The following is a 20,253-nucleotide window of genomic DNA, read 5'->3' as shown; positions in this document are numbered from 1 at the left end:
ATGAAAGTTCAAAATTTTATCCATTTTTCTGTTGTGGTAGGGTTTTTTTTGGGGTTAGTGTTTTCGGTGTTGAAATTCAATGAGCCAGAGAGCATTTTATTATGGACGGTGTTATCCACGCTTGGGGGATACTTGATCGCGTTGTTATTTGCGTCTATTTTTATCGCTTGCACGGATTTAGACATTTGTCTTTTTGACAAAAAAGGCACTGAAGAGAGCTTGCTTCGTTTCAACCATGAGTTTAAGAACAGAGAAAAAGAAGTGGCTAGTATTTTAGAATACATTAGAAGTTATGATTTTGATGATGGAAAATAGAATGCCCAAAGGAATTCAAAAAACTGAAACCAGCGAAAAAAATATAGAAAAGGTTTTGAACGCCTATGATAAGCAACAACACCACCATCAAGACGATCTCGCTATCCAGTATTTACCGGCCGTGCGCGCGATGGCGTTTCGTTTAAAAGAGCGCTTGCCCAGCTCTATTGATTTTAACGATCTGGTTTCTATTGGCACTGAAGAATTGATTAAATTAGCCAGGCGTTATGAGAGCGCGTTAAACGATTCTTTTTGGGGGTATGCTAAAACTCGTGTCAATGGGGCGATGCTAGATTATTTGCGTTCTTTAGATGTGATTTCTCGCTCTAATAGGAAACTCATTAAAAGCATTGATATTGAAATTACCAAACACCTTAATAAGCATGGGAAAGAGCCTAGCGATGCGTATTTAGCAGAAGCTCTAGGAGAAAATATTGAAAAGATTAGAGAAGCTAAAACGGCTTCAGATATTTATGCGTTAGTGCCAATAGATGAACAATTCAATGCGATTGAGCAAGATGAAATCACTAAAAAGATTGAAGCAGAAGAGTTGTTAGAGCATGTCCAAAAAGCGCTGAATCAAATGAGCGAAAGAGAGCAAATCCTTATCCAGCTTTATTACTTTGAAGAGTTGAATTTGAGCGAGATTAAAGAGATTTTAGGCATCACTGAATCGCGTATTTCTCAAATCATTAAAGAAGTGATTAAAAAGGTGCGTAAATCCTTAGGAGTGGATCATGGCTGATATTTTAAGCCAAGAAGAAATTGATGCGCTTTTAGAAGTCGTTGATGAAAATGTGGATATTCAAAATGTCCAAAAAAAAGATATTATCCCGCAGCGCAGCGTAACCCTCTATGATTTCAAACGCCCTAATCGTGTGAGTAAGGAGCAACTGCGCTCTTTTAGGAGTATCCATGACAAAATGGCTAGGAATCTTTCCAGTCAAGTCTCTTCTATCATGCGTTCTATTGTAGAGATTCAGCTCCACAGCGTGGATCAAATGACTTATGGCGAATTTTTGATGAGTTTGCCTAGCCCTACGAGTTTTAATGTCTTTTCCATGAAGCCTATGGGAGGAACGGGGGTTTTAGAAATCAATCCTAGCATCGCTTTCCCTATGATTGACAGACTATTAGGGGGTAAGGGGAGCGCGTATGATCAAAACAGGGAGTTTAGCGATATTGAATTGAATTTATTGGATACGATTTTACGCCAAGTGATGCAAATTTTAAAAGAAGTGTGGTCGCCCGTTGTGGAGATGTTTCCTACCATTGACGCTAAAGAATCCAGCGCGAATGTGGTTCAGATCGTCGCTCAAAATGAAATTTCTATCATGGTGGTTTTAGAGATTATTATCGGACATAGCCGTGGGATGATGAATATTTGTTACCCGGTGATTTCCATTGAGAGCATTCTTTCTAAAATGGGAAGTAGGGATTTGATGCTTTCAGAAACGAACTCTAAAAAGAGCCGTAATAAGGAATTGCAAGCGCTATTGAGCGGGGTGAGCGTGGATATGATGGTGTTTTTGGGCGCGGTGGAATTGAGCCTGAAAGAAATGTTGGATTTAGATGTGGGGGATACTATCCGGTTGAATAAGATCGCTAATGATGAAGTGAGCGTGTATGTGCATAAAAAAAAGCGTTATTTAGCGAGCGTGGGGTTTCAAGGGTATAGGAAAACCATTCAAATTAAAGAAGTGGTTTATAGCGAAAAAGAACGCACTAAAGAAATTTTAGAAATGCTAGAAGAACAGCGCAGAGGTAAAGTGGGCGATATTATGAAAATAGAAGAAGAGTGAGAAATGCAAGATTTTATTAAAATTTTTATTCAAGAGGTTGTTTCTACTTTAGAAGGGTTAGTGGGTAAGGCTCCAAGCGTGGGATTAGAAAAAGAAGTTTCTAGTAGCGACGAATCTTTTTTGAAATTAATCAGCGCGCCTTATGCAAGAGTTAAGATTAGTGCGATTGAAAAAGAAGAGAGTCCTATTGAATTACTGGCTCCGGTAGATTTAGTTACCGCTTTAAGCGATTTGATGCTAGGAGGTGAGGGGGCGAGTAAGGAAGAAATGGATAATGACGATTTAGACGCTTTTAAAGAAATGGCTTCTAATATTTTTGGCGCGATCGCTACAAGCTTGAAGTCTCAAGAATTGCTCCCTAAACTCAATTTCACCACTATAAACGCTGAAATCGCTAAAGAGCTTCCTAAAAAAGAAGATTACGCTAAAGCGATGGTGTTTTCTTTTAAAATGGAAGCCATCAAAGAAAGCCAAATCATTTTATTGACTACGACGGCTTTTGAACGCCAATTTGAAAAAACGCACAAAGAAGAAAAAGAAGAAACGACACAGAGCGCTACTGAAGAGGTTAAAACCCACGATGCGTCTTTAGAAAACATAGAAATCCGCAATATCAGCATGCTTTTGGATGTGAAATTGAACGTTAAGGTGCGCATCGGGCAAAAAAAGATGATTTTAAAAGATGTGGTCTCTATGGATATAGGGAGCGTGGTAGAGCTTGATCAATTGGTGAATGACCCTTTGGAAATTCTTGTAGATGACAAGGTGATCGCTAAGGGCGAAGTGGTGATCGTGGATGGGAATTTTGGCATTCAGATCACGGATATTGGCACTAAAAAAGAACGCTTAGAACAACTGAAACATTAAATCTTTTTATCATAAAAAGGAAAGGGATATGGCTATTTTTGGGGAATTAAGCTCGCTTGGGCATTTGTTTAAAAAAACGCAAGAATTAGAAATTTTGCATGAGTATTTAAAAGATGTCATGCAAAAGGGTAGTAAAGCGAATCAAAGGGTTTTGAACCTCAATCATAATACAGAATTTCAAACGCCTTTAGGGCATGGCATTTTTAGCATAGAGCAGAGTTATTGTTTAGAGCATGCTAAAGAAAGCGAGAAAGGTTTTTTTGAAAGCCACAAAAAATATGTGGATTTCCAGCTGATTGTCAAAGGCGTTGAGGGGGCTAAAGTGGTGGGTATCAATCAAGCCACCATTAAAACCCCTTACGATGAAAAAAGAGATTTGATCGTTTATGAGCCGGTTCAAGAAGCTTCTTTTTTGCGTTTAGATGCGGGCATGCTGGCTATTTTTTTTGAAAACGATGCACATGCGTTGAGGTTCTATGGAGAGTCTTTTGAAAAATATAGGGAAGAGCCGATTTTTAAAGCGGTCGTTAAAGTGCCTAAAGGATTAATTAAATTAAAATTATGAAATTGGTGAGTCTTGTTATAGTTTTTTGTTGTTTTTTAGGGGCTGTAGAGTTGCCTGGAATTTATCAAACTCAGGAATTTTTATACATGAAAAGCTCTTTTGTGGAGTTTTTTGAGCATAATGGGAAATTCTATGCTTATGGTATTTCTGATGTGGATGGCTCTAAAGCCAAAAAAGACAAACTCAATCCTAACCCAAAGCTAAGGAATCGCAGCGATAAAGGCGTGGTGTTTTTAAGCGATTTGATTAAGGTTGGAAAACGATCTTATAAAGGCGGTAAAGCGTATAATTTTTATGACGGCAAGACTTACTATGTAAGGGTTACTCAAAATTCAAACGGGGATTTAGAATTCACTTCAAGCTATGATAAATGGGGGTATGTGGGCAAGACTTTCACTTGGAAACGCTTGAGCGATGAAGAAATCAAAAATCTAAAACTCAAGCGTTTTAACCTGGATGAAGTCCTTAAAACCATTAAAGATAGCCCTATTTAAGCTAGCTTTTTTAAAATCTCTTAACATTCACTCTCTTGGCATTCTTTACACCACACAAACATTTTCATGTCATGGCTGATCAGCTTGGCTTGATATTTTTTAACGACTTCATTCTGGCGGTTTTCAATTTCAGGGTCTGCAAATTCAATGATCTTACCGCAATGCAAACAAATGATGTGATCATGGTGTTCTTTAGCCGCAATTTCATAACGCCGGCCGCTTTTTGAAGTCTCTAAAACACAGATAAAATTTTCTTTTTCTAAGAAATTCAAAATGCGATAGACTGAAGAAATGCTGGTGTTTTTGTCCTTTTGGCGGATAGAATGCGTGATTTCTTCAGGGCTTAGGTGTGTGCCGCTGCGATACAAAACGCTCACCACTTCTTCCCTCTGTTTTGAATTTTTGAGTCCGTTTTTTTTGATAGACATTCTCAAGCGCTCTAAAATGGATTCCAAAGTTTCTAATCTTTTCATGCTGATATTTTCCTTATCCGTAAAATGATTTTTATAACTAGAATATTATTATACAATAATAATGCGATGAAACATAGATAAAACTCATTATTATTTTAATTTAATCAAAAAATATTGATTTTTTATTACCATTGTCGCATTTTAATGTAACTTATAAGATCAATTTCTTATTTTATCAAGCCATTCTAAAAGGGTTTTTTCAAACCCTATGCCTTGAGAAGAAACCAGATTTAGGGGTTTTTCCAAATAATCTTGTTTGACATAGCCGTTATAATCATGCGGGTAAAGATAGTCTTTAGCGTTAGGCAACAGGTGTTTAGGAATAGGGTAGAGCAAGCCTTTTTGAACGCAATCCAAAGCCTGATTGATCGCTCTATAAGCCGTGTTGGATTTAGGCGAACAAGCCAGATAAATCACGCATTGGCTTAAAATGATGCGCGCTTCAGGGTAGCCGATTTGTTTGACTGCAAACAAGCAAGAAGAGGCTAAATTAAGGGCGTTTGGGTTAGCGTTACCAATATCTTCGCTCGCAAAAATCACCAATCTTCTGGCGATAAATTCCGGGTTTTCCCCGCCAGCAATCAAGCGCGCCAGATAATAAATGGAGGCGTTTTCATCGCTCCCTCTTAAAGATTTGATTAACGCGCTAGTGAGATTATAATGCGTATCATCGCTATAAGATCCGTCATTTAGGCTATGGGGCCGTAAGGATTTGAGCGTTTTTAAAGTGATAGGATTTTCTATTTTAGCGCTCAAATCTAAAAGGTTTAATAACGCTCTAGCATCGCCAGCACTGTTGTTTAAAAGATAGGTTTTAGCGTCAGACTCTATTTGTTTTTTGAGCAATGTTAAAGCTTTGGTGCAAAGCTTGTCTAAATCGCTCTTTTTTAGGGGGGTCAATTCAAAAATAAAACTTCTTGAGCGGATCGCATGGCTTAGGCTGTAATTAGGATCTTGCGTGCTAGCCCCTAAGATTAAAGCGTGATCTTTTTCCATAATAGGGAGTAGAAATTCTTGTTGGGTTTTATTCAATCTGTGGGTTTCATCAATAAAAACAACGGGTTTTAAAAGGGTGTTTTGGTAATTTTTAAGCTTAAGGCGTAAATCCTCTAATTTGAAATCCGTCGCATTAAATGAAAGAATGGGGCGCTCTAGGGAATGAGCGATGATTTGAGCTAGGCTTGTTTTACCCACGCCAGGAGGGCCATAGAAAAAGGCATGGGGGAAGTGTTTGGATTGTAAGGCTTTAAATAAGGGGGCGTCTTTCCCTATTAAATGCTCTTGGCCTAAAAAATCTTCTAGGCTTTTTGGGTTTAAAAGCGAAGTCAGGCTCATTTTTTAAATAAAATCAATTCGTAAAAATTCGTAGGGGTGTTTAAATTTTTCGTTGGGGTTTTGGTGTTTTTAGAGTGTTTGTGCAGAGCGTCTTGCAATTCTTTATTGAGATTGTCTAATTCATCAAGCTTTTCTTTTAAACGCAAGATAATATCCACGCCCGCAAGATTAACCCCCATATCCCTTGTAAGGCGTAAAATCGTTTTGATTTTGTCCATGTCTCGTTGGGAATACAAGCGCATTTTCCCATCAGTCCTGCTAGGCTCTATCAAACCCTCTTTTTCGTATTGGCGCAAGGTTTGAGGGTGCACGCCTAAGATTTTAGCCACGACGCTGATTAAATAAAGCGGTTCATCATAATCACACACGATTCCTCCTTACAATTCTTTTTCTAATAACGCTTTTAACTCATTAGAAAGCGTTTCAGTTTTAGGCAAGATCAAACGAGCTTGCAAATACAGATCCCCCACATGCGAAGTTTTTCTGTTTTTGATCCCTTTGTCTTTGATGCGGAATTTTTGCATGGCTTTAGTGTTAGGGGGAATGGTTAGGGTTAAGGTTTTATGCCAAGTGGCGATTTCAATTTTCCCTCCAAAAAGAGCCGTTTTTAAGGGTAAATCAAAGATTTGGATAATATCATCTTTCTCGCGCCTATAAATTTCATCTTCTTCAATATGGATCTGCAAGAGCAAATCGCCCCTAGTCGTTCGCCCCATTTTCCCCTTGTTGCGAACCCTGATTTTTTCGCCCTCTTCCACGCCGATAGGGATTTTAAGGCTAAAAGTCTCATTATTGATGCTCACTTGTTTTTTATTGCCTAAAAGGGTGTCTAAAACAGAGACATTTAAAGTGGCGGTCATGTCTAAATCTTCAGGGGCGAAATTGGAAAAATTAAAGCCAGAAAAGCCTTGCGAGTTTTGAGAAAATCTTTGCGAAAAGCCTCCTTTCCCAAAAATAGAGCTTAAAATATCATCTAAATCTTCACTAGGACCACGGCTTCTGGCAAAATCGCTGAAATTCTGCCCCCCAAACATGTTGTCGCCAAACTGATCGTATTGGCTGCGTTTTTCTTCATCGCTCAAAATTTCATAAGCGGCGTTGATTTCTTTGAATTTCTCTTCGGCTTCTTTGGTTTTATTCAAATCCGGGTGGTATTGCCTAGCTAAACGGCGGTAGGATTTTTTGATTTCATCTTGGCTGGCGTTTTCGCTCACGTTTAAAGTTTGGTATAAACTCTTGCTCATGAATCACCTTTAAAATAGTTTTATTAGAATACTATCATAAATCTTTAGTGTTAGTCAATCAAGTTTATTGATAATGTTTAGTGGTAATTGAGATTTTAAACCCGTTTCAGCGCAATTAAAAGGAATTTTAACTAAAATATTGAGTTTAAATCCACGATGAGTTTTTAATGCAATATAAGAAAAATAAGAAAAGATATTATTATTTAGCGTTAGGGATCCTTTTTTTAAATGGTCTGTCTTTGAAAGCTTTAGAAATCGCAGTCAAACCTTTTGGCTATCTGGGGTTATTATATAATCAAGGGGCACAAAAAAACCCTCACAGCTATGTGGGGGCTTTAGCGCGTCTTGGGGTGGATTTTTCTTATAGCAATGGGTGGTCCTTTGGTATTGGAGCGATTGGGGCTTGGAATATTTATAACAAACAGCGTTTGGCTAACCTTTACATCAGTCTGGGGAATTTTTTTGGTAGTTCTAAAAATGTTAAACCTTATTTGAGCGCTGGCGATGTTTCTGATGCGTATCTTCAATACGCTAACCAGCGTTTTAAAATCGCTTTAGGGCGTTTCAATACCGATTTTGTGGATTTTGATTGGATAGGGGGCAATATTCAAGGGGTTTCTGTGGCTTTTAAGCAAAATTCCATGCGTTATTTTGGGATTTTTATGGATAGCATGCTTTATAACGGGCATCAGATCAATAAAGAGCAAGGGAATCGGATCGCTACTTCCCTAAACGCTCTAGCGTCTTATGACCCTGTGTCTAAACGCTTGTATGTGGGGGGGGAAGTGTTTGTTTTGGGTGCAGAATACAGGCATGAAAATCTTAAAGTGGTGCCTTTTATTTTAACGGACACCCGCTTGCCTTTGCCCACCCAAAATGTTTTAGTGCAAGTTGGGGGTAAGTTGGAGTATGACGCTTCTTTAGCTAAGGGTTTCACTTCGCGCACTCTAGTGCATGGCATGTATCAATACGGCAACACTGATAGTGCTACAAGTGCCAAAAATACCGGCTTGTTTTTGATCGATCAAACTTTTAAATACCAAATTTTTAATTTTGGAACGGGTTTTTATATCGTTCCAGCAAGAAACAACAAGGGCTATCTATGGACTTTTAATGACAGGACTAAATTCTATGGCCGCGGGATCAACGCGCCCGGTGTGCCAGCGATTTATTTTGCTAATTCTAGCATTTCAGGCTATGTTTTTTTAGGGCTTAAGACTAAAAGGGTGCGTTTAGACGCGATGGTGGCTTTTGGGGATTACCAAGAATATTCTTTGATGAGCAGTTTTAGGGTTTGGACTTATAGGAGTTTGTCTTTTGATATGGGTGGGGGGTATGTGTATGCTTATAATTCTAAAGCCACGAGAAAAAGCCTTGGAAATAGTTCTTTTGTCTTTTTTGGGAAGTTTTTGTTTTAAAAAAATGCCGTTTTTACAATCAATAGCAGAGAAAGCTTGCCAAAAGTAAGCGATAATTTCTTTTTTAAAAAATCAACATTAAAAGAAGTTTTTGTTTTAAAAATGTTTTAAGAAATTCTTTTGAAATCAGGTCTTTGGGGTTTTTTAGGGAAAAAGGTTTTTTTAAACTCAGGCTCCCATAGTTTGATCACGCCATGGTGGGTCATCTGGTGCATATTGACTAAGCGCATGTTTAAAAGAGCCTTTTCTTTAGCTTCGCTATCGCTCAAATCTTCTTTAATTTTGAACGCTTGAATGATTTGCTCCCACAATTCATGCTCTTTAGCGTCTTCGTTTAAAAAATCTTTATAATTGAAGCCGCCAATCCCTTTAACCCCTTTAATGTTATCCCCCTTATCCCCCACAACGCACTGGTAATAAGCAAAAAAATGAGCCTCTTTTTGACTCACATTAAAAAAAGCGTTGGTTTTGAGGTTGAAATGAGAGCCTCTATTGGAATACAAAATATCCTTATCCATGCTGGCTATCACATAATTTTGGGGGTCTTTCTTTTTGTAAAAAGAGATAATATCATCGGCTTCATATTCAAAACAATGTTCGCCCTGGATTCTAGCCCCTTTTTTTAGGGGGTATTTTTCCACTAAAGCGATTTTTAGAGCTTTTAAAAGAGATCTAAAATCTTCATTAAATTGGTGGCGTTTTTGTTTGTAATGATCGCACAGCTGGTAGCGGAAACTCTCTCTGCCCCTAGTGATAAAAAAAAGCGTTTTAGAGCAACGGGTTTTGCGCATGATGGATAAAATTTGAGTGGTAAGAAAGATTATGCCTACTTCTTGCAAGCTACAAGCGGCGAATCTTTTAGGGAGCGTTTTATTAGAGAGCAAACGCCTAACAATATTAGGGATCACGCAATCAATGTCTAGTAAAAGGGTTTTTGAATGCGTGAATCTTGCCTTGTTAAACGCTTGTCTAATGGTTAATCCTTAAGTTGAATTTCTCCTTTTTAAAAGTTAAACTATTATAGTAAATATATAGCAAATAATAAGTTATTTTAATAATAATTAGCTCTATTTTCATTAAATACGCTAAATTTTGAGAGGTTATCGCTTGTTTTAGCTCTTTTGATTGTAAAAACGCTTTTGGCATTCTTGCATTTTATGATCAAACGCCCAACGAGAACAAAGCCTAAGGATTTTCTTTTATTTGCGCGGTAAGTTATATTTCCGGCGTTTTTCCCAAAGGCTTTTGCGGCTAATGCCAAGCTTGTTGGCTAATTCCGTGTCCGTGCAGGTAGAAGAAAAATGCCTAATGGCTTCTTTTTCATACTCTTGAATGGAAAGGAAAGTCGTGTTATCGCTAAACAAAGATAGGGGTCTATTGCCGCATTCAATGCTCACAATTTTAGGAAATTCTAGGGGTTCTTTATGGGTATAGGACAAAACAATAGGGCATGAACGGGCCAATTCTAACAATTTCAATTGCTCGTCTTTTTTAAGCTCTTCTAAATGCATGATGTAAAAAGGGCGTTCTAGTTTGTCTTTATTCTTGTATAGCTCTTTCCAAGTGGTATCCTTTAAAGAGAAAAAAGAAAAATCCATTTGCCTTTCTTTAGCGTATTGCAATAAATAAGCGTTCGCAAGCTCTTGAGAGGGCGTGTGGATGATGAAAGGCGGCCGGTAAGAAAAATCTTTAGGCAAGGGTAATTCCGCATGGATAAAGTCTAAGTAATTTTCATAAAATCCCAAGCGAGCGGTCATTTCTTGGTAGGCTTTGTGGTATTGGATCTTGCGCAACAATTCATCCATTTTAAAAGGTTTTAGAATATAATCTCTCGCTCCCGCTTGAATGGGTTTATTCACGCCATCTTCATTGACATGCGAAGCCATCATGATAATGATTTGCTTGGAATTATAACGCACAAAATGTTCGCAACGCCCTTGAGTGCAAACTTTAGAAGAAACTAAAATCACATCATAAGGCTTTTTATTTTCTTCTGAAATGCTAGAGATGATCTCGCAAAAATGCCCTAAATCATGCAAATTATGAGAGATACTCCTAGCTAGCGCTAAATTGTCTTCAATGATTAAGATTTTCATCCATTCTTCCTTTTATCGCGTTTAAAGTTTTTGTTTATAACGCATGCTCGCATGCGCTTGGACTAACAGCCCTTCTTGTTTGCCAATGAACCCCATTTTTTCCATTGTGGTGGCTTTTAAGCTGATTTGAGATTTTTCTAAACCCAAAAGTTGGTTCAAATTCTCTAAAATCGCCGGTTTGTAAGGAGTGATTTTAGGGATTTCGCTAAAGATGGTCGCCCCCATTTCAAACAATTCAAACCCAATGCTTTGAGAAAAATCCAACACGATTTTTAAAAGTTCTTTAGAAGAGGCGTTTTTGTATTTGGGGTCATTATCAGGGAACCATTCGCCAATATCCCCTCCTTTAATCGCTCCTAAAACCGCATCAATAACCGCATGCAATAAAGCATCGCCATCGCTGTGAGCCTTTAACCCAAACTCGCAATCCAAAACAACCCCTCCTAAAACCATAGGCTTATCTTTAACAAACGCATGCGTATCAAAGCCCATGCCTATAAAAGTGTCTTTTGCTGGGTTAAAAAAAGGCGTAAAAACTTTTAAATCATCGCTCGTGGTGATCTTGCGCAAATCCTTACTGCCTTCAATATAACTCACACGATCAGGAAAAGCTTGTAAAATCGCACTGCTTTCATCTTTAAAATCCCCTTGATTTAGGGCTGATCGGAGTGCTTTGGTGTGGCTTAATTGCGGGGTTTGAATGAGTTTGATCGCTTCTCTATCCAAAACCTCGTTATAATAGATCGCTGTGTCATAGCAAGGCAAGTAAGGAGCGATGCAATAATGGCTTGTTTGTTGGAGGGTTAAAAACAAGCTTTTAAGTGCTTCCATATTGGCTAAACCCCTAGCCACATCGCTGGTGAGCGTGTAAGCGCTATCAATTACTTTTAAAGCGTTACGCACGGATTCCTGCCTTGATGCCCCGCCTTTTACAAGCTTGATTTCAGGGTAATGGCGTTGGATGTAAATATAATCCAATTCGCTTACGACTAAAAGGATTTCTTTAAAGTCTAGGGCTTTTTTAAAGCTTTCATAAACGCTGAGCCATAAGGGGGTATGATTAGAACGCAACCATTGTTTTTTGATGGTTTGAGAAAAACGCTTAGACTCCCCAGCAGCCAATAAAACAACGCTCGTTTGTTTAACAAGCGTTTCTAGCGTTTCTTTAGTTTCAAAAGAGTCTTCTTCTAAACTTTCTAAAGAGAGTTTAAAAGCTTCCCCATTCACTCTAATCAAAGACATGCGACTAACGACCCACCCCTATCATTTCACCAAAATGATCCTATAACCTTGATTCAAGTCTAAAACTAAGAATCGTTTGGGTTTGCCTTTATACTTTTCTAAAGCATGGTTAAAATCCGCAACGCTTTTCACTTCAATCTCTTCAATTTTTGTGATAATGTTACCTTGCCTGAAGCCGGCTTGCTCTGCTGGGGAATTTTCATTCACTTGAGAGACTAAAACCCCTTGAACATCATCGCTCAAACGCATAGACCTTTTGGTTTTTTGGGTTAAATCTTCTACTTGAAGCCCGTTCAATTGGCCTTGCGCGCCGTTTTGAGCAGAAATGGTTTCTTTTTTGTTAGGGTTTTTCCTTTCGGCTAGAGTGAGGGTAAAGGTGCGTTCTTTTTTGTCTCTAATGACTTTTAAGGTTACTCTTTGATTGGGCAGCATAGAGCCGATTAGATTTCTTAACTCGTTCGTGTTTTTAACCTTTTTGCCATTGACCTCAGTGATCAAATCCCACACCAAAATCCCTGCTTTTTTAGCCGGAGAGTCTTTTTCTACGCTAATGACAACCGCCCCTTCTTTATTGTCATAAGAATTTTGCAAATCGCCACTCAAATCTTGCAAGCCCACGCCCAAGTAACCTCTCTCAATCTTACCGGTTTTAATGAGTTGGGTTACAATATCTTTAACCATGTTAGAAGGGATGGCAAAGCCAATGCCGTGGTTGCCTCCGGTTTTAGAGATAATAGCGGTATTGATCCCCACTAACCCTCCACGGCTATCAATTAAAGCGCCGCCGGAATTTCCAGGATTGATGGAAGCGTCTGTTTGAATGAAATTCTCATAGCTGTTGATCCCAATCCCGCTTTTATTGAGCGCTGAAACAATGCCTTGCGTAACGCTTTCACCCACGCCAAAAGGGTTACCAATCGCAAAAACCAAATCGCCCACTGAAATATCATTAGAATCAGAGAATTTGATCGTGGGCAGATTGTCTTTAGTGATGCGAATCACCGCCAAATCGCTCTCAGAGTCCGTGCCTACTAGAGTGGCGGAATATTCTTTATTGCTCCCTGGAATGGTAACTTTAATCTTATCTGCGCCATCAATCACATGGTTATTAGTTACAATATAGCCGTCTTTAGAAATGATTACGCCACTGCCTAAAGCCCTTTCCATTCTTTCTTTAGGGATCATGCCGCCCAAATCCCCAAAAAATTGTTGGAAAAAGGGGTCATTAAACACACCGCCACCTATAAAATTGTTTTTAATCTTCTTTTCAGTGGAGATATTCACCACCGCTTTAATCGAATCCTTAATGGAATCGTGGTAAGAATAGATCGTATCGTCTTTAGAGGGGACACTCACTCGTTCTTTAACCTTGGGCATGTTTTGGATTTGGATATTGCCCGCATTCAAGCTTAACGCTAAAGCCAAAGAGATAAAAAGGGTTTTTTTCATCATGGTTACTTCCTTAAAATTTGCTAAACTTCAAAATTAAAAAGAGATTATATCAAACCTTTTTTGTTATTTTCATTAGTTTTTTGTGTAAAATAGTATCCAATGTAACACACAATGGCAAAAACAATCGTTAAAATCATCCCAATGCGTTGATCCTTATCCATAGCCGAACCAATCACGCCGATGACACACCCAGTGATCCCTATGAGTTGCAAAAAGGGTAGAAAGGGGGCTTTATAAGGCAAATCCGCTAAAGAATGCCCGGCTTTTAAGTATTGCTTGCGGAAAGAATATTGCGAAACGGACACGCTAACCCACACAATAATCACCGTGAAACTGATCACATTAATCAAAGCTTCCACGACATTTTCTTTGGCATAAATTTGGACTAAAAGCCCTATGAGAGAAAAAGAAAGGGAAAAAAGCATCGCATAAGTGGGCGTGCCTTGTCGGTTGAGTTGGGAAAAAACCTTAAAAAACATCTTTTGTTTGGACAGTCCATAAATCATGCGGCTCGCTCCATAAAGCCCTGAATTAGCGGTAGAAAACATCGCGGTAATGATAACAGCGTTCATTATATCAGCCACATAAGGGATACCCATGCCAATAAAGGGCAAGTTGATGCGTTCTAAAACGCTCACAAAAGGGCTTTGCGCGATAGAAGAATCATTCATGGGTAAAAAAACAGAAATGACAAACACAGAGCCTAAAAAGAAAAAGACAATCCGCCACAAAGTCGCTTTAATCGCTTTGGGCATCACTTCGCTAGCGTTTTTAGTCTCTCCCACAGCCACCCCAATCACCTCTGTGCCAGTGAAAGCAAAAATAACAGCGAGCATAGCAGAAAAAACCGCTGTGCTCCCGTTAGGGAAAAACCCCTTATCGCCAAAATGGAAGTTATCAAAAATAGAACTAAACCCATGCGAATAGATTTGATAAATAATCCCAATCACACCAATCCCTATAAAAGCGATCACCGCTAAAACTTTAATCAGGCTAAAGAAAAACTCGCCCTCGGCAAAAATTTTAACCGAAAAAAAGTTCAATAAAAAAACTAACGCAATGCATAAAATAACCCAATAATGGATAGGAATATCAGCAAACCAGCGTTGCATGAGCATGCCTATAGCGATGTATTCTAACGCCACCGTGATCACCCAGCCAAGCCAATACATCCAAAAAACCATATAGCCCGTGCCAGGGCCTATGAATTTAGCCGCATAATCCCCAAAACTTCCCGTAGTGGGATAAACGCTAGCCAATTCGCCTAAAGAGAGCATGATGCAATAGACCACAAGCCCTCCAAAACAATAAGCGATCAAGGTCCCTAAAGGGCCAGCGCTCGCAATATTACCCCCAGTGCCTACAAAAAGCCCTGTGCCAATCGCTCCTCCAAATGCAATCATTAAGAGATGGCGCATTTTCATGTCTCTTTTAAGCTCGCCTTGTTTTTGCGTGGTATTTTGATGCGTTATCTTTTGATTGTCCATGCGACACCTCCTTAGACTGAAAATAAAAATAGCTTGAATTATAACAAAAATAAAATAAAATGATTTTTTTTAATTGAATATTGAAAATAAAATTTAAAAAAAACGATCAAAAGCATTTTTTAAAGATTAAATAGTAAAAGAGCTTGATCAAGCGATAGCTTTTTAAGCGTTTTAAGGTTTTTTTAAAGAACGCTAAAAACTTCTTTTAAAACATTAAGATTTATAATATTTAATGGTGTAATCTATCCCTGAATAAAGGGTTAAAAAAACCGCTATAGCCACAAGCACATAAGAGTAAGTTAAATTGGCTAATAAAGCGCCAATCGCCACGACTTGAGAAACGGTTTTATACTTGCCTAGTGCATTGACAGGAATATCCTTTTTTTCATTAGCGGCTAAGACTCTAAGCCCTGAAATAAAAAATTCACGCCCTAAAATCACAAACGGGATCCACGCATTCACACGATCCAAATGGACTAACCCTAAAAACGCACTCAAAATAAGGATTTTATCCGCTAAAGGATCAAAAATTTCCCCAAAGCGCGATTTGGCTTTATAGCTTCTAGCGATGTAGCCGTCCAATAAATCCGTGAGCGCGGCAAACAAAAAAACCAATGAAGAGATCATGTTAATGTGAAAGGGGGTTAAAAAACTAAAATAAGTGCGCGTGTTTAACAATAAAAATAATAAAAATAAGGATAAGACAATGCGTAAAATCGTCAAAAAATTAGGCAGGAGTTTTAAAACTTTCATGCTTTCAAAAAGACTTGTGAAAAATTCAAAAACGCACGCCCTAAAAAGCCAAGCGCCACACACATTAAAATCACAGCGATCGTTAAAAAAATGATAACTAACGCTTGCACTAAAACCCCTAAAAGAGCCAACATGAAACTAAAAAGCAACAACCTAAACCCGCTTAAAAAAAACCTTTCTTGCGCATAAAGGCTCAATTCTCTATAGAGTTTATGCAAATAAAAAATAGAAACGCCATTACCGATTAGCGAAAGAGCGTTACTGGCGTTAGGGATAAGATAGCTTAAAAGGGTGCATAAAATCACCGCTAAAAAACTGAAAGCGAAATTTTCAAAAAAACTCAGATGGCGTGTGATTTTAGAAAGCCTGTAAAAACCAATCGCTCCGGCAATAAACCCAAGCGCGCACAAAAAAAGAGACAATAAAACGATATAAGCTAGTTGGTTGTTAAAGAGGTTAGAAATTTGAAACGATTTTGCCCCGCTTGAAACAAGAAAAAGCACCAACAAAACAGCCCCACACAAAGGGGCGAAAAAATAGCACAACAAGCATTTTTTAATGAATTGCAACTCTTTGTTTTGGTGGATGTGGATAATGTTTTTCAAAAAAAATCTTTATTTAAAAGTAGTCCCGCCATCTACAACGATCGTTTGCCCTGTAAGCCAACCGCTTTGGGTTTCATCGCATAAAAAATAAGCCGCTCCGGCTAGATCGTTAGGATTGCCCATGCGTTTTAGGGGCGATTGCTCTTCTACTTTTTCTTTAATCTCCACATAATCAGGGAAGGCTTTCAAAGCGTCCGTATCAATAGGCCCGCCACTAACCGCATTCACTCTAATGTTAAACTCGCCTAAATCCACGGCAGCGTATTTGACCATGGTTTCTACGGCGTTTTTAGAATTGCCATGCCCAGCGTAATTGGGCATATAGACCAAATTCCCGGTAGAGCTTAAGCTTACGATCGCCCCGCCGCCTATTTTTTGCATGCGTTTTGCCGCTTCTTGAGCCCCCACCACAAACGCTAACACGGTGGCTGTGTAAATGTTGTTTAACCCCTTAGGTTTTAATCGCATAAACGGCGCAAATCCGCCCACGACAGAACGCCCATAAATAATAGCGTTAGAAATAAAAAAATCCACTCTATCAAAATCAGCGTCAATTTGCTTGAAAAGCTCCGTGTATTGCTCAGGCTCTAAAACATTAAGAGAGTAGGCTTTGGCTTTAATGGAATATTTTTGCTCCACATCTTCTATGATTTTGTTGGCTTCTTCAACATTTTTATTGTAAGTGAAAGCGATATTCACGCCGCTTTGAGCGAAGCGATACAATATCGCCTTGCCAATCCCTCTAGTCGCGCCGCTGATCACTAGGGTTTTATTTTTCATGTGATTGGAATTGTTCATGCAATTACCTCATATTGTTGTAAAGTTTTTTCTAAAAGTTGAATCGTTTCTTTGCTTGGGGCCACTAAAGGCAGTCTATAACTTGGGTTTTCAATCAAGCCGGCTAAATGCATAGCCATTTTAATGGGGATGGGATTTGTTTCTACAAAAAGGGCTTGGTGCAAACAAAAAAGCTTATTTTGGATTTCTAGGGCTTGTTGGTATTCAAGTTTGAGTGCGCAATTGACCATCTGTGAAATCAGATTAGGCATTAAATTACCGGTCACTGAAATCACGCCGCACCCCCCTGAAAACATGATAGAGTGGTTGAGTGAATCTTCCCCGCTAAAAATTTTAAAATCTTTTTCATAATAATGCAATTCTGTCACTCTTTTCAAAGAGCCAGACGCTTCCTTAATGGCTTTAATGTTAGGGACTTCTCTAAAGAGTTTGAGAGCGGTTGAAACTTCAATAGAAACGCCTGTTCGGCTTGGCACATCATAAAGCATGACAGGGATTTCCACTGATTGAGCGATAGTTTTATAATGTTCAAACAAGCCTTGTTGGGTGGGGCGGTTATAATAGGGGCTTACGCATAAAATCGCATCCGCACCGATTTTTTGAGCGAACTTTGCTAAAGAAAGGGACTCGCTCGTGGCGTTACTGCCCACGCCGGCTAACACTTTCATGCGCGAATTTGAGAGCGTTTTAGTGTTTTTGCAAGTCTCTATGGCGATTTCAATGCAACGCATGTGCTCTTTGTGGGTGAGCGTGGCGGATTCTCCTGTCGTGCCAACAGGCACGCATGCATCCATGCCCTGAAAAATTTGGCGCTTGATCAAAGTTTCATAAGCGGCCTCATCAACGCTCAAATCTTTTTTAAAAGGCGTAATTAACGCACTAGATGAATGAAATTGCATGCGATAAGGCTCTTTTAAGGTTTCAAAAACACGGTGGTTGATTGGGTGTCTTTAAAATATTCATTAGCCACACGCACCAAATCGCTCACTTTTAAATCCAAAAATTGTTGCTGATAATCCGTCAAGCCTTGAATATCGTTTTGCACTAAATAGTCCGCAAAAAGCCCCGCCACATCGCTAGAACTTTCTAAGTTAGAAATAAAGTCAGCTTTTTGATTGATTTTGAGCTTGTCTAACTCGGCTTGAGTGATTTCGCCTTTTTTAAGCTTTTCTAAAAGCACTACGATTTCTTTTTGTAAATCTTCGGCTTTGACATTAGGATTACCCCCCGCAATGAATAAAAACACGCTTTCATCTTGTAATTGCATGTTGTGCGAGAAAGCTTGAGAAGCCAGGCGTTTTTTATCCACTAATTCGCTTTGCAACCACGAGCTTTTACCTTCGCCTAAAAGCCTACTTAACGCATCTAAAGCGACTTGATCTTTATGTTTGAAAGCAGGCACTTTATACCCTAACGCTACCCATTCTAAATGGACCCCATCTTTATGCACGACTGCCGTTCTGGCTCCATCTTGCTTAGGCTCTTTCATGTAAGGGGTGGGGATAGCTTTTTCATCAAGGTTTTTTAAGGATTCAAAATGCTTTTTACTCAATTCAAAAACCTTTTGGGAATTGACATCGCCTACCACTAAAACGATAGCGTTTTTAGGCTGATAATAGAGCGAATGGAATTTTTTAATGTCTTTTAAAGTCCAGTTTTGAATGTCGTCCATAAAACCAATGGGCGTCCAATGGTAGGGGTGATAGACATAAGCGGTGTTAAAAAAGCGGAAATAAAGCATGCCGATAGGGGAATTATCGGTGCGCCATCGCCTTTCTTCAGCGACCACTTGACGCTCAGGCAAAAACTCATCTTCTTTTAAATTCAAAGAACCCATGGTTTCAGCGAACAATTCTAAAGATTTATCCAAGTTAGCCTGACTGGTTTTAATGAAATAGCGTGTAATATCAAAGCTCGTAGAAGCGTTACTCACGCCCCCAAAACGCTTAACGATTTTATCAAATTCGCCGGCTTTAAGGTTTTTGGTGCTTTTAAAATTCAAATGCTCTAACATGTGAGCGATCCCGCTCTTGCCCATGACTTCGTTTCTAGAGCCGACTTTATAAAGCACATCCACTTCTATAACCCCGGTTTTATTTTCTAGGGGAACGCTTACGACTTGCAACCCATTCTTTAAGGTAATACTCTCATGTTTGGGTAAGTAAGATTGTGCGTGCATGCTCGCTCCTAAAGTGACTAACAAGACAGAACTAAGCCCTAAAAGTCTTTTAACAGAAAAATATCTCATCTTAAATCCGCTCCTATAGCCTCTTTAACGCTCAAAAATCCATCTTTTTGGAGTAATTTTACCAAATCTTTAAGAATATTTTGGCATAAATTTGGCCCGTTGTAAATAAAAGCGCTATAAATTTGTAACAGACTCGCTCCCATTTTAATCCTTTCATAAGCTTCTTTGGCATCGCTAATCCCCCCCACAGAAACAAGAACGCTTTTGTTAAAAAAAGCTTTAGCCAATTCTTTAAAGACTTCACGGCTTTTTTTAGTCAAGCATTTCCCGCTCAAGCCCCCCATTTCTTTAGGAGCGAACACCAGGCTTTTATCAATGGTCGTGTTAGTCGCAATAATCCCATTTGCTCCGGCTCCAATAGCGCTATTGACGATTTCTAGCATGTCATCTATTTCTAAATCCGGGGCGATTTTTAAAAATAAAGGCTTATGGGTCATTTCTTTCGCCATGCAAAAAAGCTCATTCACAAACGCCTTGTTTTGTAAATCCCTTAAATTAGGGGTGTTGGGCGAAGAAAGGTTGAAAGTGTAATAATCGCCAATGTTTAAACATTGATTTAAAACCGCCTTGTAATCTTTTAGGGCATGCACTTGCTCTATGCGTTTGTTTTTGCCTAAATTGATGCCAATAGGGGTTTTATAAGGGGCGAAGCGCTTGAACGATCTCGCTGCTAAAATTGCCCCATGATTATTAAACCCCATCGCATTTTGTAAGGATTCTTCTTCAATGTGCCTGAAAAGCCTTGGTCTTTCATTCCCCACTTGCGCTTCATTGGTGAGAGTGCCTGCTTCTAAATAGCCAAACCCAAAAGCAATTAACGCCCTGAGCATGGAAGCGTTTTTATCAAAACCGGCGGCTAAGCCTAAGGGGTTAGGGAAATGCAAGCCTAAAATTTCATTTTCAAGCTTTGGGTTTTTATAACCCCATTGAGAATCAATCAAACGACACAAAAAGGGCGATGAAGAAAGCATTTTTAAAATTTTACACACTTTTTCATGCACATCTTCAGCGTCTAGGCTAAAAAGATATTTTTTTAATAACGAATAAAGCATTTAAATC

23 protein-coding genes are annotated in these 20,253 nt (G+C 38.9%); 8 read left to right on the top strand and 15 right to left on the bottom strand.

The genetic code is table 11. From position 1 onward, the window contains the following. From KX581_RS02320 to KX581_RS02295, 6 genes are read left to right on the top strand one after another with little or no spacing between them, the layout of a single operon-like run. On the top strand, positions 1-315 hold the full coding sequence (locus KX581_RS02320; protein ID WP_000868000.1) for a hypothetical protein: 315 nt from the start codon (positions 1-3) through the stop codon (positions 313-315). Further along, the gene (locus tag KX581_RS02315) at positions 293-1,060 is read left to right on the top strand and encodes an RNA polymerase sigma factor FliA (protein WP_231175482.1); all 768 of its coding nucleotides are present in this window, start codon (positions 293-295) and stop codon (positions 1,058-1,060) included. Before KX581_RS02320 ends, KX581_RS02315 begins: the two co-directional genes overlap by 23 nt. Further along, the gene (gene fliM, locus KX581_RS02310; protein ID WP_000763582.1) at positions 1,053-2,117 is read left to right on the top strand and encodes a flagellar motor switch protein FliM; all 1,065 of its coding nucleotides are present in this window, start codon (positions 1,053-1,055) and stop codon (positions 2,115-2,117) included. The genes KX581_RS02315 and fliM overlap by 8 nt, the downstream gene beginning before the upstream one ends. A 3-nt stretch (positions 2,118-2,120) precedes the next feature. Next, complete coding sequence (gene fliY, locus KX581_RS02305; protein WP_231175481.1) at positions 2,121-2,984, top strand: flagellar motor switch protein FliY; 864 nt, start codon at positions 2,121-2,123, stop codon at positions 2,982-2,984. A gap of 28 nt (positions 2,985-3,012) precedes the next feature. Then, entirely contained in the window at positions 3,013-3,549 is a 537-nt protein-coding gene (locus KX581_RS02300) for a NanQ anomerase/TabA/YiaL family protein (protein ID WP_231175480.1), read from the top strand. Beyond that, the gene (locus KX581_RS02295) at positions 3,546-4,043 is read left to right on the top strand and encodes a DUF2147 domain-containing protein (RefSeq protein WP_000780285.1); all 498 of its coding nucleotides are present in this window, start codon (positions 3,546-3,548) and stop codon (positions 4,041-4,043) included. Before KX581_RS02300 ends, KX581_RS02295 begins: the two co-directional genes overlap by 4 nt. A gap of 20 nt (positions 4,044-4,063) precedes the next feature. Here the strand turns inward: KX581_RS02295 and fur are convergent, their stop codons facing one another. From fur to KX581_RS02275, 4 genes are all read right to left on the bottom strand, one after another. Continuing rightward, a complete protein-coding gene (gene fur / locus KX581_RS02290; protein ID WP_000824996.1) occupies positions 4,064-4,516 on the bottom strand; it encodes a ferric iron uptake transcriptional regulator in 453 nt (150 codons plus the stop codon). A gap of 159 nt (positions 4,517-4,675) precedes the next feature. Continuing rightward, positions 4,676-5,851 carry a replication-associated recombination protein A gene (locus KX581_RS02285; protein ID WP_120871761.1) on the bottom strand — a complete coding sequence of 392 codons (1,176 nt, stop codon included), beginning with the start codon at positions 5,849-5,851 and terminating at the stop codon, positions 4,676-4,678. Next, on the bottom strand, positions 5,848-6,219 hold the full coding sequence (locus KX581_RS02280; protein ID WP_000332994.1) for a heat shock protein transcriptional repressor HspR: 372 nt from the start codon (positions 6,217-6,219) through the stop codon (positions 5,848-5,850). The genes KX581_RS02285 and KX581_RS02280 overlap by 4 nt, the downstream gene beginning before the upstream one ends. Positions 6,220-6,228: 9 nt before the next feature. Next, complete coding sequence (locus tag KX581_RS02275; protein WP_231175479.1) at positions 6,229-7,095, bottom strand: DnaJ C-terminal domain-containing protein; 867 nt, start codon at positions 7,093-7,095, stop codon at positions 6,229-6,231. Between the two features lie 167 nt (positions 7,096-7,262). On the opposite strand from KX581_RS02275, the gene KX581_RS02270 reads away from it, so the two are divergent. Next, positions 7,263-8,513 (top strand): hypothetical protein, encoded by a 1,251-nt coding sequence (locus KX581_RS02270; protein WP_180610143.1) that lies wholly within the window; start codon positions 7,263-7,265, stop codon positions 8,511-8,513. Positions 8,514-8,620: 107 nt separating this feature from the next. On the opposite strand, the gene KX581_RS02265 is transcribed toward KX581_RS02270, so the two are convergent. Beyond that, positions 8,621-9,409, bottom strand: a complete 789-nt coding sequence (locus tag KX581_RS02265; protein WP_229763836.1) for a 5'-3' exonuclease — start codon at positions 9,407-9,409, stop codon at positions 8,621-8,623. Between KX581_RS02265 and KX581_RS02260 the strand changes: the two genes are divergently transcribed. Beyond that, positions 9,336-9,500, top strand: a complete 165-nt coding sequence (locus tag KX581_RS02260) for a hypothetical protein (protein ID WP_231175478.1) — start codon at positions 9,336-9,338, stop codon at positions 9,498-9,500. The two genes, KX581_RS02265 and KX581_RS02260, sit on opposite strands and share 74 nt — an antisense overlap. Positions 9,501-9,712: 212 nt before the next feature. Here the strand turns inward: KX581_RS02260 and KX581_RS02255 are convergent, their stop codons facing one another. The 10 genes from KX581_RS02255 to KX581_RS02210 form a co-directional block, all read right to left on the bottom strand. Next, positions 9,713-10,609 (bottom strand): OriC activity response regulator, encoded by an 897-nt coding sequence (locus KX581_RS02255; RefSeq protein WP_231175477.1) that lies wholly within the window; start codon positions 10,607-10,609, stop codon positions 9,713-9,715. 21 nt (positions 10,610-10,630) lie between these two features. Further along, complete coding sequence (locus KX581_RS02250) at positions 10,631-11,851, bottom strand: bifunctional 2-C-methyl-D-erythritol 4-phosphate cytidylyltransferase/2-C-methyl-D-erythritol 2,4-cyclodiphosphate synthase (protein ID WP_231175476.1); 1,221 nt, start codon at positions 11,849-11,851, stop codon at positions 10,631-10,633. A 21-nt stretch (positions 11,852-11,872) separates the two neighbouring features. Next, a complete protein-coding gene (locus KX581_RS02245) occupies positions 11,873-13,303 on the bottom strand; it encodes a Do family serine endopeptidase (protein WP_000976635.1) in 1,431 nt (476 codons plus the stop codon). Positions 13,304-13,347: 44 nt separating this feature from the next. Next, the gene (locus tag KX581_RS02240) at positions 13,348-14,790 is read right to left on the bottom strand and encodes an amino acid permease (protein ID WP_231175475.1); all 1,443 of its coding nucleotides are present in this window, start codon (positions 14,788-14,790) and stop codon (positions 13,348-13,350) included. Between the two features lie 213 nt (positions 14,791-15,003). Next, on the bottom strand, positions 15,004-15,543 hold the full coding sequence (pgsA, locus tag KX581_RS02235; RefSeq protein WP_001846799.1) for a CDP-diacylglycerol--glycerol-3-phosphate 3-phosphatidyltransferase: 540 nt from the start codon (positions 15,541-15,543) through the stop codon (positions 15,004-15,006). Next, positions 15,540-16,148: a hypothetical protein gene (locus KX581_RS02230; RefSeq protein ID WP_231175474.1), complete on the bottom strand. Its 609-nt coding sequence runs from the start codon at positions 16,146-16,148 to the stop codon at positions 15,540-15,542. The genes pgsA and KX581_RS02230 overlap by 4 nt, the downstream gene beginning before the upstream one ends. Positions 16,149-16,157: 9 nt before the next feature. Then, positions 16,158-16,946, bottom strand: coding sequence for an enoyl-ACP reductase (locus KX581_RS02225; protein WP_001065845.1), 789 nt, complete (start codon positions 16,944-16,946; stop codon positions 16,158-16,160). After that, complete coding sequence (dapA, locus tag KX581_RS02220; protein ID WP_231175473.1) at positions 16,943-17,845, bottom strand: 4-hydroxy-tetrahydrodipicolinate synthase; 903 nt, start codon at positions 17,843-17,845, stop codon at positions 16,943-16,945. The genes KX581_RS02225 and dapA overlap by 4 nt, the downstream gene beginning before the upstream one ends. A 14-nt stretch (positions 17,846-17,859) precedes the next feature. Continuing rightward, the gene (gene pqqE, locus KX581_RS02215) at positions 17,860-19,194 is read right to left on the bottom strand and encodes a zinc protease PqqE (RefSeq protein ID WP_231175472.1); all 1,335 of its coding nucleotides are present in this window, start codon (positions 19,192-19,194) and stop codon (positions 17,860-17,862) included. Beyond that, positions 19,191-20,246: a quinone-dependent dihydroorotate dehydrogenase gene (locus KX581_RS02210; RefSeq protein ID WP_231175471.1), complete on the bottom strand. Its 1,056-nt coding sequence runs from the start codon at positions 20,244-20,246 to the stop codon at positions 19,191-19,193. Before KX581_RS02210 ends, pqqE begins: the two co-directional genes overlap by 4 nt. Positions 20,247-20,253 lie beyond the last annotated feature (7 nt).

The organism is Helicobacter pylori (genome assembly GCF_021062735.1).
Taxonomy (GTDB): domain Bacteria; phylum Campylobacterota; class Campylobacteria; order Campylobacterales; family Helicobacteraceae; genus Helicobacter; species Helicobacter pylori_DN.
This window is presented reverse-complemented; position numbering and strand designations above follow the sequence as displayed.

What these genes read in the sequence shown, in the direction of transcription:
- KX581_RS02240 (WP_231175475.1), bottom strand. Translation starts at nt 14,790, where the DNA reads ATGGACAATCAAAAGATAACGCATCAAAATACCACGCAAAAACAAGGC.
- fliY (WP_231175481.1), top strand. Translation starts at nt 2,121, where the DNA reads ATGCAAGATTTTATTAAAATTTTTATTCAAGAGGTTGTTTCTACTTTA.
- KX581_RS02300 (WP_231175480.1), top strand. Translation starts at nt 3,013, where the DNA reads ATGGCTATTTTTGGGGAATTAAGCTCGCTTGGGCATTTGTTTAAAAAA.
- pqqE (WP_231175472.1), bottom strand. Translation starts at nt 19,194, where the DNA reads ATGAGATATTTTTCTGTTAAAAGACTTTTAGGGCTTAGTTCTGTCTTG.
- KX581_RS02255 (WP_231175477.1), bottom strand. Translation starts at nt 10,609, where the DNA reads ATGAAAATCTTAATCATTGAAGACAATTTAGCGCTAGCTAGGAGTATC.
- KX581_RS02275 (WP_231175479.1), bottom strand. Translation starts at nt 7,095, where the DNA reads ATGAGCAAGAGTTTATACCAAACTTTAAACGTGAGCGAAAACGCCAGC.
- pgsA (WP_001846799.1), bottom strand. Translation starts at nt 15,543, where the DNA reads ATGAAAGTTTTAAAACTCCTGCCTAATTTTTTGACGATTTTACGCATT.
- fur (WP_000824996.1), bottom strand. Translation starts at nt 4,516, where the DNA reads ATGAAAAGATTAGAAACTTTGGAATCCATTTTAGAGCGCTTGAGAATG.
- KX581_RS02210 (WP_231175471.1), bottom strand. Translation starts at nt 20,246, where the DNA reads ATGCTTTATTCGTTATTAAAAAAATATCTTTTTAGCCTAGACGCTGAA.
- KX581_RS02270 (WP_180610143.1), top strand. Translation starts at nt 7,263, where the DNA reads ATGCAATATAAGAAAAATAAGAAAAGATATTATTATTTAGCGTTAGGG.
- KX581_RS02245 (WP_000976635.1), bottom strand. Translation starts at nt 13,303, where the DNA reads ATGATGAAAAAAACCCTTTTTATCTCTTTGGCTTTAGCGTTAAGCTTG.
- dapA (WP_231175473.1), bottom strand. Translation starts at nt 17,845, where the DNA reads ATGCAATTTCATTCATCTAGTGCGTTAATTACGCCTTTTAAAAAAGAT.
- KX581_RS02250 (WP_231175476.1), bottom strand. Translation starts at nt 11,851, where the DNA reads ATGTCTTTGATTAGAGTGAATGGGGAAGCTTTTAAACTCTCTTTAGAA.
- KX581_RS02285 (WP_120871761.1), bottom strand. Translation starts at nt 5,851, where the DNA reads ATGAGCCTGACTTCGCTTTTAAACCCAAAAAGCCTAGAAGATTTTTTA.
- KX581_RS02295 (WP_000780285.1), top strand. Translation starts at nt 3,546, where the DNA reads ATGAAATTGGTGAGTCTTGTTATAGTTTTTTGTTGTTTTTTAGGGGCT.
- KX581_RS02225 (WP_001065845.1), bottom strand. Translation starts at nt 16,946, where the DNA reads ATGAACAATTCCAATCACATGAAAAATAAAACCCTAGTGATCAGCGGC.
- KX581_RS02320 (WP_000868000.1), top strand. Translation starts at nt 1, where the DNA reads ATGAAAGTTCAAAATTTTATCCATTTTTCTGTTGTGGTAGGGTTTTTT.
- fliM (WP_000763582.1), top strand. Translation starts at nt 1,053, where the DNA reads ATGGCTGATATTTTAAGCCAAGAAGAAATTGATGCGCTTTTAGAAGTC.
- KX581_RS02315 (WP_231175482.1), top strand. Translation starts at nt 293, where the DNA reads ATGATTTTGATGATGGAAAATAGAATGCCCAAAGGAATTCAAAAAACT.
- KX581_RS02260 (WP_231175478.1), top strand. Translation starts at nt 9,336, where the DNA reads ATGCCTACTTCTTGCAAGCTACAAGCGGCGAATCTTTTAGGGAGCGTT.